Annotated in this window: 9 protein-coding genes and 1 tRNA gene; 4 read left to right on the top strand and 6 right to left on the bottom strand. The window is 42.5% G+C overall.

All coding sequences use genetic code 11. The annotated features are described in order from the left end of the window. Positions 1-13 precede the first annotated feature (13 nt). Positions 14-550 (bottom strand): metal-binding protein, encoded by a 537-nt coding sequence (locus RAM70_RS11550; protein ID WP_061432401.1) that lies wholly within the window; start codon positions 548-550, stop codon positions 14-16. An 81-nt stretch (positions 551-631) separates the two neighbouring features. Between RAM70_RS11550 and RAM70_RS11545 the strand changes: the two genes are divergently transcribed. The 3 genes from RAM70_RS11545 to RAM70_RS11535 all read left to right on the top strand — a co-directional run bounded on the left by RAM70_RS11545 (position 632) and on the right by RAM70_RS11535 (position 2825). Beyond that, a tRNA-Val gene (locus RAM70_RS11545) sits at positions 632-703 on the top strand. 157 nt (positions 704-860) lie between these two features. Next, positions 861-1208 carry a YkgJ family cysteine cluster protein gene (locus RAM70_RS11540; RefSeq protein WP_312673823.1) on the top strand — a complete coding sequence of 116 codons (348 nt, stop codon included), beginning with the start codon at positions 861-863 and terminating at the stop codon, positions 1206-1208. A gap of 192 nt (positions 1209-1400) precedes the next feature. Beyond that, on the top strand, positions 1401-2825 hold the full coding sequence (locus RAM70_RS11535) for an AAA-like domain-containing protein (RefSeq protein WP_312673821.1): 1425 nt from the start codon (positions 1401-1403) through the stop codon (positions 2823-2825). Positions 2826-3175: 350 nt separating this feature from the next. Here RAM70_RS11535 and RAM70_RS11530 read toward each other — a convergent pair whose 3' ends face one another. The 3 genes from RAM70_RS11530 to ychF all read right to left on the bottom strand — a co-directional run bounded on the left by RAM70_RS11530 (position 3176) and on the right by ychF (position 7714). Next, positions 3176-5209 carry an N-6 DNA methylase gene (locus RAM70_RS11530; RefSeq protein ID WP_312675895.1) on the bottom strand — a complete coding sequence of 678 codons (2034 nt, stop codon included), beginning with the start codon at positions 5207-5209 and terminating at the stop codon, positions 3176-3178. Between the two features lie 33 nt (positions 5210-5242). Further along, positions 5243-6217, bottom strand: coding sequence for a hypothetical protein (locus RAM70_RS11525; RefSeq protein WP_312673819.1), 975 nt, complete (start codon positions 6215-6217; stop codon positions 5243-5245). 405 nt (positions 6218-6622) lie between these two features. Next, positions 6623-7714, bottom strand: coding sequence for a redox-regulated ATPase YchF (ychF, locus tag RAM70_RS11520; RefSeq protein ID WP_312673817.1), 1092 nt, complete (start codon positions 7712-7714; stop codon positions 6623-6625). A 546-nt stretch (positions 7715-8260) separates the two neighbouring features. Here ychF and RAM70_RS11515 point away from each other — a divergent pair. Continuing rightward, positions 8261-10294 carry an elongation factor G gene (locus tag RAM70_RS11515; RefSeq protein ID WP_312673814.1) on the top strand — a complete coding sequence of 678 codons (2034 nt, stop codon included), beginning with the start codon at positions 8261-8263 and terminating at the stop codon, positions 10292-10294. 273 nt (positions 10295-10567) lie between these two features. Here RAM70_RS11515 and RAM70_RS11510 read toward each other — a convergent pair whose 3' ends face one another. Continuing rightward, positions 10568-11215: a class I SAM-dependent methyltransferase gene (locus RAM70_RS11510; RefSeq protein ID WP_288001135.1), complete on the bottom strand. Its 648-nt coding sequence runs from the start codon at positions 11213-11215 to the stop codon at positions 10568-10570. A gap of 100 nt (positions 11216-11315) precedes the next feature. Next, positions 11316-11669 carry a DUF1257 domain-containing protein gene (locus RAM70_RS11505; protein WP_190358418.1) on the bottom strand — a complete coding sequence of 118 codons (354 nt, stop codon included), beginning with the start codon at positions 11667-11669 and terminating at the stop codon, positions 11316-11318. Positions 11670-11754: the final 85 nt, after the last annotated feature.

Raw genomic sequence — 11754 nt, 5'->3', positions numbered from 1 at the left:
TGGACGGGGACTATTAACGTTTTTTCTTTTTTACCGGTTTTTGAGCCACTTTTCGAGAACGTTTATAGGCAGATCCGATCCAATCACTACAACTATGACTCATCGCTCCTAATTCTAAACCCAGGAAAATAGCGATCGCTACCCGGGGATACTGTTGCCATAATGCGATCGCTTGCTGCGGCCACAGTCGCCAATCCCAGTCTATACCCCAGAAACTTTGCAGGATCGGAATGATGACGATCGCCGCTAGTAAAAGAAAACTACCGAAGTAAAATAACCGAAAAATTGTGCCGATCAATAAACCGTGGGATAACCAACCGCGATGACGGATCATAGAACGATAGGGTAGCCACAACCAGCGCAGATAACCCCAACGTTTGTACTGTACCGAGTGGATGTCAAGATCTGGTCCAAACAGGAATCCGCTAAACAAATAACTGGCCAACAGTAATAGGGTTAATTTACCACTGCCACTGACCAAAAAACTCGCCCCCGCAATCGGTGGCAGCAGAATTAGGGTAATGCGATCGTGAGTTCGACCAGAGGGCATCGGAAAAAAATCAACTCGCTCAAAAAAATAATATACTTTTTTGAAAATATATGTTATACTAAGAAAGTGCAAGATTAATTCGGGCGTTTAGCTCAGTGGTAGAGCGCCTGCCTTACAAGCAGGATGCCGTAAGTTCGACCCTTACAACGCCCATTTTATTAGATTCTTGCCTCGTCAAGCTTTCATACCCGATCGCAGGTTGAGATTAAAACTATTGAGGGGAATTCTTGCTGGAAGGCAAAATTGGGACTAATTGCTAGTAAGCTGGTCAGTAGGTACTAGGATTAATTCATCGCGGCACACCGGTTATATGGCCAATTGGAAATGTATTAAAAATTGTGGAGCTTGTTGTCAACTAAATCCCGATGAGCGTCCTGACTTAGAAGAATATCTGACTCCCGCACAATTAACTCAATATCTCAGCATGGTGGGGGAAGAAGGTTGGTGTATAAACTTTGATCGCCAAACCCGTCTCTGTACCATTTATGACCAGAGACCAGAATTTTGTCGTGTTCAACCCGATATTTTTGCCAAAATGTATCAAATTGAACCGAGAGAATTCGATCGATTTGCGATCGATTGCTGTCATCAACACATTGAGGATCTTTATGGGGAAGATAGCCTAGAAATGAATAGCTATCGTCAGCAAGTAGGCTAAGATTTATCCCTATCCCAGAAATAACTCGGACGGGGAAGAAAATAAGTGGTCTGGTTATTGTCCCGATCCTCTCCATCGCTAAACCAGTAAAATTACGGAATCGATTGTTTCCCTGTTGAGGAGAAGTCTATAGGAAACTCAAAACCTCTAGTAGAGGTGCAGAGTTTGAGTTCAGGACAGGGAAAAACTATCATGGAAAAACCAGAAAAACAGCGCCGCAGACGCGGGGTTGTCCTTACCCCCACGGGACTAGAAAAATTACTTACTGCCAAACAAGAAGCGGAGTATCGGGATAATCGCGGTCATCGTTTCACCCTAGAAGTCCTCAGCGAGAAAACTCTTTTAGGGGTAGATACTCTGATGAAGGTATTTGCTTGTGAATCGGGAGTGGATAAACAAACCCTGAAACATTGTTTTCAAGCCTTTAATTTAACTTTAGAAAATAGCGATTATTATCGTCCTAACTTACTAGAAACTAATACTATTAATCCTCAACTATTGCCTGAGTTACCAGAGGGACAAGTCCCCCTCGATTCCCTCTTGTATATCAACAGAAACAATCTAGAACAGACTTGTTATCAAGAGATCTTGCGCGGGGGTAGTCTGATCCGGATTAACGCGGCCAGAAAAATGGGAAAAACTTCCCTGATAACCAGAATTATTAATCATGCACAACAACAGCAATACCATACACTTTATTTTAGTTTTCGGTTAGCAGAAAGCTCAATTTTTCAAGATTTAAATCACTGGATGCGTTGGCTTTGCGTTAGTATTAGTCGCCAGTTAGATTTAGACAATCATCTCCCACAGGATTGGGATGAATTCTTGGGGGGTAAAATTAACTGTAAAATCTATCTAGAAAAGCATATTCTCTCCCATCTCGATCATCCTTTAGTGCTTGCCTTTGATGATCTTGAATATCTTTTATCCTATCCACAGCTAGGGGAAGAATTTTTTAGTATTCTCCACCTCTGGCACGAGGAAGGCAAAAACAAACCTCTCTGGCAAAAATTACGTTTAATTGTCGCCTATTCCCCTGCACAGGAGCTTGATAAAACCTCAGATACCTATCAATCTCCTTTTAGTCTTGGTTTACCGATCGAATTGCCTAATTTTACCAGCGCACAAGTACGAGAATTAAGCCAAAGACAGGGATTAGATCAGAATTTTGACTCCGAAAAATTACGGATATTTCTAGGGGGTAATCCCTATTTAACTCGTCTTGCTTGCTATCATATTGATCGGGGCAATTGTACCCTAGAAACCATTCTCGCTAATTCGATTAAGGAGGAAAGTAATATTTTTGCAGATCATCTTAAACGTTTACTTTCACATCTGCAATACTTAAAGGGCAATTTAGCGGCTATCTTTGCTAAGGTGGTGATGGCGGAAAAAGACATAGAAATTGATATAATGGCGGCTTTTCACCTAGAAAGTCTCGGACTGATTCACCGACAAGGTAAGTTTTGCCGAGTCAGTTGTCCTCTCTACCGTCAATATTTTGGCCAATATTTCCGGCAACGTTCTGTTTTTTTGCCTCAAAAAACTTCTATCCTCGCCAAAAAAATTACGCTTGCTCACTTTGATACTTCCGAAAAAAGTCGCTATGCCATCTAGTTTATAGTCCGTTAGGCGCTCGACTAACACAGAATACATTCTAAGTAAGTAGTTATAATTAAATTGAAGATAGATTTTGCCTCTGATCCCCCTATCCCTTATAGGGATCTTTCTTAACAATTTTTTCAGTAAGCACTCCAACCCTTATCCTGACTTGATTTCAGTTTTTTCTTTGTCAGTAAGGGTGTCAACAAGGAATATTACAAATTGTTAACCGAGTCTTGAAAGCTTTATGCTACAAAGGTTTGAAATGTTAAGAAAGATGTGACTAAAGGAAAGAAGGGGGGTGTCTGATAATTTTTAATCCCTACCTACTTAAGACTTGTTCTAAGCTTAACCTGCTTTTTGCCTTACTCAAATTGGCCAAGTAAAAGACTCATTTCGTGAACAACATTCTCACTTGCCTTTAACGCTTCTTTTCTAATTGCTTGAATTTCGGTCATACTTTTTGCTATTCTCTGCTGTTCAGATTTGGGTGGAATAGGCACTAAAACTTTAGACAAATCATCTACTAAAATAGTAGGAATAGCATGACCTGTCATGTACCTTTTAATCTGACGCAAAAAAAAGTCTGTTCGCATATATACTAATAAAAACAAAGGCTCGACTACCTGAATATTTCTTAATACTGAAAATCCATTTGAGCAAATTGCTCCGTCTTCATCTTCCGTGATTAGGGCTGTTGCTTGGCGTGGTGTTCCCGTACTTGCTCCTGAAATTGCTGTAATAATATCGCCTTTGTACAATCTATAAGTTGCGCGAGATGGGGCTTCATGTGCCTTGATTATTTGTTGGGAAACAACTTGCATTGTACGATAATCAACATCGGAAATGGCGATATATCTAATTTCACTATCCCTAGCTAAACGAAAATCAGCCGCCTCTCTCAAAATATCGGCAATTTCACCTAAAGGTTTCGCACCAATAGATTTTAGATGTTCTAATAATTTTTGGTCATTGGGTAAATAATGTTCGGCATCCAGTCTCGAATTGAGCAGGGTATTCTTAACTGTATAAATACAATCGCTGTTTTGTGCAAATTCGCCATTGATAAATGACGTAAAAGATTGAGAAATATCATCTATATCATCGTCAACTATTGGCAAACCTGATTTTGTTCGGGTTATAACTCCCGACTCGTTGCGCTTATATATTGTTTGTCCTTTAACGTCATAGCCTATTTTTTTGATTTGTGCCATAAAACAAGAATCATGGTTTGCCGGTAATTTTTGAACTACCAAAAGTGATGTCTTGATTCCTGTGCCGTAGGGTACAAAGGCTTCCGGCGGTATGGAAACAACACCTAATATTTTTGTTTGGGAGCGCAACCAATGGCGAATCGGTCCATTAGAGATATTTTGTAATAAACCATCGGGCAGAATAATCGCCATGCGCCCACCTGCGCGCAATAATTTTATAGATTTCTCAATAAATAAAATATCGGGCGACTGACCCGCTAAAACGGCTTGGGAAACTTCCCAACCATTGGACGCTGATTTATGCCATTTCCTGGCGAGAAGATATGATTGAAGAATTTTCTGGTCTTCTACTTTTCCCTTATTTCCGAAAGGAGGATTGGTCAAGATAACATCAAAAGAATTATTTAATTTTTCATCTTCGATAAGCGCATTAGTGCAGATAATTTCTGAACCTGTGCCACCTTCAAAAACTAAACGAATCATTCCCGAAAGGGCGACATCAGGATTAAATTCAATTCCTGTAATACTTTCTTGCACAAAACTTGCTATATCGAACTCTGGATTATTTTGTCGAACATGGTTTATTGCTTGAATTAAAAAACCACCACTTCCGCAAGCAGGATCTATAATTTTTTCGTTTGGTTTGGGGTCTATCATTTCAACCGCAAGGCGGACAATTGGATGAGGGGTAAAAAATTCTCCCCTATCTCCACGCTGGTGTCTATTTACAAAAGTCTGGAAGGCTTCCCCTTTTATATCGCCAGATGTTTTACTTAAATTAATGTACTGTAACCTGCCTACAATATAAGCAAGAGTTAAAGGTTTTAACTTGAATGTGTCATCGGTGAAAAATCCCCGATAATGATTCTTGATGGAGGTAAATAATTGACTGAGACGCGACATAAATTCATCGGACTTATTGGCTACGATGGCTTTATATTCACTTGCTGTAACGCCAAAATTTACAGATTGCTTGACAGATTTTTCATCATGAAGTTTGATGATGATTAGTTTAACCATCTCGTGAAAAATCTTGTCTTTGAGCATTCCTTCGTTGGCGTAAATATAATTATGGCACTCTTCAAAAACTGCTGAAAGATTGTTAGAAGGTCGTAATTCCTGAATTTGCGGGAGTTTTTCAGGTAACAGGCTATCTTCGGAAAATAACAATCCTTGCTCTTTCATTTTTCGAGTTTGCTGCTGTGTTCTGTCCATTTGTTACAACTCTCCATTTGCTTCTTCTGTAATTAAATATCTATTATCAACCTGCATTTCGTCTTCTTTGACACTATCTTTCTCCTTCAATGTCTGGTAAACATCATTTAGATTTTCATACCAGTCATCAGTGATACTTAATCTTGCGTTGCCAGATTCATCAGTAAACACAAATCCCATGATGTAATTTTGCTGTAAGTGATTTTCATCGTCACCAGATGATTCTAGGTGTTGGGGGTTGGCAAAAAGAAATTTATGCTCTGAATACCGAAGAAAAATGTCAATCGAAATAACGTTAAATTCATCTTTTCGATGCGTTGCTTGAGTTCTGTTGCTTGAAGCAGATTTGCCGGAAACAAAGTGAGTTTCCAAGACCCGAATCTTTGACATAACATAATTGAGGCGGCTGTCAAATAACGCATTTACTTCTTCTCTTGAAAGATGCTTCAATGCCTGTACTGCACGTGATTTGGCCGTTTCCCGTTGTGGGTTGTAGTTTTGAATTTCTTCATATTCATAAATGGTTGTTGAAAATTCATCTTGAAACTTTGGCAATTCTCGATGTATCCATTCGATAACTTGTTCTTCGATGTTGCCATTCTGGTCAATCCAATCAATTTTTCCAGAATGTGCAATGAGAAAAATTTTTAATTTCTCGAAGTTGTACAATTTATGCCACTTTTCAGAATTTGACTTTACGCCTTTAGATTCCACAACATACCAAAGATTAGATTCTGGTTTGCGAAAATAAAAATCTCCATGGTGATTTGGGCGCTTCCTACCTTCCCATTTTTCACGAATTCGTTTAACTTCAAATCCATATTCTTCTTCAAGTTTCTTTTTTAGCAACAACTCCGTGATTGAACCACTGACATATCCCTGTGCATTAGGGCTGTGCTTTAATGCTTCAAGAAAAATTTCTAAATTAGTCTTAAATACTCGGTGAACAAAATTAGTCAATCGTTCAAAAATGGTCATATTTTCGTCTTGTATTGTTGAGAAAAACCTTCCCAGAGTTGAATAGATAGAATATTTTTAGCCTCGACTGCATTCCTAGCAAACCAGTCTTTTAGTGGACAGAGATAATCGCCATCTTGATTAAACAAGAACTTGCCACTATACCTGATTATAGAATATAAATTAGAGGATGTCAAGAGATAAAAAATTCAGTTTAATGTTAACCAAAGTGAGTAAAAAAAGCTGAGAGATTGTTGATGACAGAAATTCGGAGCATCTTTCAAATTGACAAGGCCAATTGTAGGGCTAATTCATGAATTAGCCCTACAATTGGCGCTAATTCATGAATTAGCCCTACAGCTATTGACAACGCCTATTGTTTAGCCTTTTGATCAGGTGGGCGACGCTCACCTGATTTATTTTTAGCTAAACATTAAAACGGAATAGTAAAACATCACCCTCTTGAACAATGTATTCCTTGCCTTCACTTCTGACTAAACCTTTTTCTTTAGCCGCGCTCATCGTACCACTATTAACTAAATCCTGATAAGACACAGTTTCTGCACGAATAAAACCCCGTTCAAAATCCGAGTGAATAACTCCGGCTGCCTGGGGTGCTTTCATGCCAGAAATAATCGTCCATGCGCGGGTTTCTTGGGGTCCAGTGGTGAGATAGGTACGCAGTCCTAATAACTCGTAGGTAGCTTTAATTAAAGATTTTAATCCCCCTTCTTCTACTCCTAAAGAACCAAGAAAATCTTTTCTTTCTTCCTCCGACAATTCCACTAATTCCGATTCTACTTGAGCAGAAACGATCACAACTTTGGCCCGTTCCTGTTGGGCAATTTGACGGACACTTTCTACCCAATCATTACCCGTGGCCAGATCATCTTCGCTCACATTAGCGGCATAAATAATCGGTTTCCGACTCAATAAACCGAGATTTTTAATTAATTCTTCGTCCTCTTTGCTTAAATCCACTTTTCGCGCCGAAATACCGTCATTAAGACAAATTAGGATTTTTTCAAGGATAGCCAATTCTTCGGCGGCTTCCTTGCTATTTTTCGCCTGTTTGCGTAAACGTTCCACCCGCTTCTCCACCTGTCCCAAATCCGCTAGAGCTAACTCTAGATTAATCACCTCGATATCCCGGGCCGGATCCACGGACCCAGAAACATGAATAATATCATCATTATCAAAACAGCGCACCACATGAACGATCGCGTCCACTTCCCGGATATTAGCCAAAAATTGATTACCCAATCCTTCCCCGCGACTCGCACCCTTAACTAATCCGGCAATATCGACAAATTCGATCCGCGTCGGCACGATTTTCTCAGAATTAGAGATTTTAGCCAAAACCTCCAGACGTTCATCGGGGACGGATACCACACCCACATTCGGTTCGATGGTACAAAAGGGAAAATTAGCCGCCTCGGCCTTGGCATTAGCCACCAGAGCGTTAAATAGGGTCGATTTCCCCACATTTGGCAGTCCCACGATTCCAGCTTTCAACATAAAAATTGCTTGATAAACATCATCCCGACCTCTCACTATATCAGGCTGCCTCTCGTTTTTGTAAATCCAGTTGAGGAGAAAGACTCTCGATAGTCAACAGCTTAGTTAACATTTGCTGAAAAAATTTTTCCTGGAGGTAGGAGACTCCGATTCAGGAGACTCCGATTCAGGAGACAGGAGATTATTTTTATTTATTCTCCCCATTTCCCCATTTCCCCACACCCCACACCCCACACCCCACACCCACGAAAAACTTATTTAGCAAACCCTAGTTAACATTTATTCAAGTTCCTTAACTAAAAGTAGGCGAGATTTTACAAGAGATTGCGAGAATGGGATGTAATGCTTGAGACTGAGTTAGGGTGAAGAGTAAGAAAGAATACACCTGTAGCACTAGGCAAAATTATGGCAAGACAGGCCTTTCACTTCTAAATACGTCCTGAGAGTAATTTTCAGTGCTATGACAGTATATTTCCTAGGGCGATCGAGTGTAAATATCGTCCAATCGCCGCAACTAATCACTAAATCATTGTTGGGGGTATCTGTATGAACCAAAGTACCGGAGCAAACACCCGTAATGTGGCCCTTGTCGGCCCCTACTCCAGTGGCAAAACCTCCTTACTGGAAAGTTTACTTTTCGTCACAGGAGCGATCACCAGAAAAGGAAAAATCAGCGATCGCAATACCGTCGGTGATAGTTCCACGCAAGCGCGGGATCGACAGATGAGTGTAGAAGTTTCCGTTGCCCATAGTCAATACCAAGACCTAAATTTTACCTTTCTCGATTGCCCCGGTTCGATCGAATTTGCCAGTGAAACCTATAATGCCCTGGTCGGGGCCGGTGCTGCTATTATCGTTTGTGAACCAGTGGTCGATCGAGTTCTCACCCTGGCTCCCTTGCTAAAATTCCTCGATGATTGGGAAATTCCGCATCTAATCTTCATCAACAAGATGGATCGCTGTAATAGTCACTTTAACGAAGTCCTACAAGCTCTCAAATCCGTTTCTAGTCGTCCCCTCGTTCCCCAGCAATATCCTATCCGTCAGAATAACGAAATTATCGGATTTATCGATTTAATCAACGAACAGGCTTATCATTACCATGCTAACAGTCCCGCCGATCCTGTAGCTTTACCCGACCACCTCAAGGAAGAAGAACAGAGCGCTCGACAAGAAATGCTGGAAACGATCGCCGAATTTGACGATCATCTTTTAGAAGAACTCCTCGAAGATATTAACCCCTCCCGGGAAGAAATTCTCCAAGACTTAAAACAAGAACTGGGAGCCGATCAGATAGTACCCGTGTTCTTCGGTATGGCGGAACGGGATTATGGTGTGCGTCATCTCCTCACCGCTTTAGTGGAAGAAACACCGGCCCCGACAATTACTGCCAACCGTCGCGGTCTCGATCCCAGTGCGGATGGAGATGCAGTGGTACAAATCCTCAAAACCTATTTTACTCCCCAGGGCGGTCGCCTGTCCCTAGGGCGAATCTGGCAGGGAACCCTTAACGATGGCATGGCCTTGAACGGTGTGCGGATTGGTGGTATCTATCGTCTCATGGGACAACAACAACAACCCTTACAGCAAGCGCAAGCGGGGGAAATTGTCGCTCTCGGTCGTTTGGAGGGAATCGCCACCGGAGACGTGGTTAGCAGCGGCAGTCAAAAACCCGATCTTCCCAAAGGTTTACAACTCAAACCCGTCTTTGCCTTGGCCATTGCCGCCGTAAATCGCAAGGATGAAGTTAAATTAAGTTCAGCTTTGACAAAACTGATCGAAGAAGATCCCTCCCTCTACTGGGAACAACACGGCGACACTAAAGAAGTGATTCTTTGGGGACAGGGAGAAATTCATCTGCAAGTGGCCCTCGATCGCCTAGCACGCAAGTATAATCTACCGATGACCACCCATTTACCCCAAGTCCCCTACAAGGAAACAATCAAGGCCAGTACCAAATCCCACGGACGCTATAAACACCAAACCGGCGGCCACGGTGCTTTTGGTGATGTGTATCTCGATATTAAACCCCTGGCCCGGGGGGAAGGTTTCCACTTCCATGAAACCATTGTCGGTGGTGTTGTCCCGAAACAGTATATCCCTGGGGTGGAAACGGGAGTGCGGGAATATCTCGGTCATGGTCCTTTGGGTTTCCCCGTGGTGGATATCGATGTCACCCTCACCGATGGTTCCTATCACAGTGTCGATAGTTCCGAACAAGCTTTTAAACAAGCGGCCCGTCTAGCGATGACGGAGGGACTACCTAAATGTCATCCAGTCTTATTAGAACCAATTCTATCGGTGACGGTTCTCGCTCCCTCAGAATACACCGCCAAGGTTTTACAGTTAATCAGTGGTAAACGCGGTCAAATTCAGGGTTTTGAAGCTTCTGGGGAGTGGAAAGGTTGGGATCAGGTGACGGCCTATCTCCCCCAAGCGGAAATGCACGATTTGATCGTTGAATTGCGTTCTCTGACTATGGGGGTCGGTTTCTTCCGGTGGGATGAGGATCACCTGCAAGAAGTGCCGGATAAACTGCGCGATGCGGTTTTAGCTATGCAGGGTAACGGTCAAAAGTAAGCTGCCCGCGCATTTAAATTGCTTGTTGAGATGAGGCAACAGGCAAAAGGCAACCCCCCCGACATCGGGGGAGAATCGAGGCAAAAACGCGGTCGGACTGACCGTGTTAGAAAATGCTCGCGGAGGCGATTTGACGGGGATCGACCGGGTTAAACCCAGTCGATCTAGTTAAAAGCCTATGAACCGAGAATCCCCCGCTACACCGCGCGAGCGGTTAGCGGGGGAGAGTCAATATTAGGAATAACCCTAGGAGTGTTAACGATGATTACAATCCTAGAGAGGATTCTTTTTTCCTATCACTGCATAGAAGGGATCAGCGACCATAATTCCTAACATTTGCAGGAAACTGGGGGTAGTAGCAGGACGAACGATCCCCTGTACTTCCCTAAATCCCGCCACCGATTTAAAATAGGATTTCACTAACGCTACCCGGCCTAAATCGCTATTATCGCGCCAAACAGCGATCGCTTTTTGGTAAAACATCCGATTGGAAAAACTGACCACCACCAGACCATTAGGCTTTAAAATGCGATACAGTTCCGCAAAAATCGCCTCTGGATACTGCAAATACTGCACCGACACCGTGATTAACACCGCATCAAAAGAACTATCCTCTAGGGGCAATTTTGGCTGTGCATTGAGGTCTTGGACAAAATAACTATGCAAGCGGGGATTTTTGGCTAACTCCTCCCCATTCATCCCGTGACCTTCGATATGCTCAAATTCCATCTCCTCCGGTAAATGGGACACCCAGCTGCTCATCAGGTCTAAAATGCGTGTATTCGGCGATAATATCTCTCGGTAGAGAGCGGTTAATCGATCGATAAAACCCTCATCCACGTGGGTGACGAAGCGGGGAAAAGCATAAAAATCGCTGTCTTTGGTCGGATCGAATTTAGTTCTTTCTTCGGGTCGGAGCATTTTTGTCAAGTTAATTTTACTATTCTTAACATACCCCACAGACAGAAAAAAGGGTTAACCGAACTGGTCAACCCCTAGGCTTGGGAACGCGCTGTAAATCTTAGCTTTGAACGACTAGCTTAACGTTAGCGTTTTGCAGACCACGCTGTTTCACTTCGGATAGGGTTTTGTTCACAGCGTATTTTTGGTTGATCGAGTTGATCAATTCGGTTTGATTGTGTTTTTTGGCTACACCCCAGAGGTCAGCGATTAAATCGAAACTGCCGTCGCTATTGCGAGACCAACCGAGATCATATTCGCCATCGAGAACAGCAACGATGTCGGAGCGAACCCGTTGACCGTTGTAACCACGAACATCGGCTTCAGTTTTCACGCTAATGCCGAGGTCGCGGAGAGAAGCTTTGAGGATTTCGGCATCGGTGATTTTGGTCCGGAGAGTGCTAAAATGAGACATTGGAATTTCCTCTTTGTAGATAAGAATCAACAACAACAGATCGAGAGTTAAAGAGTGCCGCCAAGCGGCTTTGCGAGGCATTGCT

Origin of the sequence: Microcystis wesenbergii NRERC-220, from assembly GCF_032027425.1 — a bacterium.
Lineage (GTDB): Bacteria > Cyanobacteriota > Cyanobacteriia > Cyanobacteriales > Microcystaceae > Microcystis > Microcystis wesenbergii_A.
This window is presented reverse-complemented; position numbering and strand designations above follow the sequence as displayed.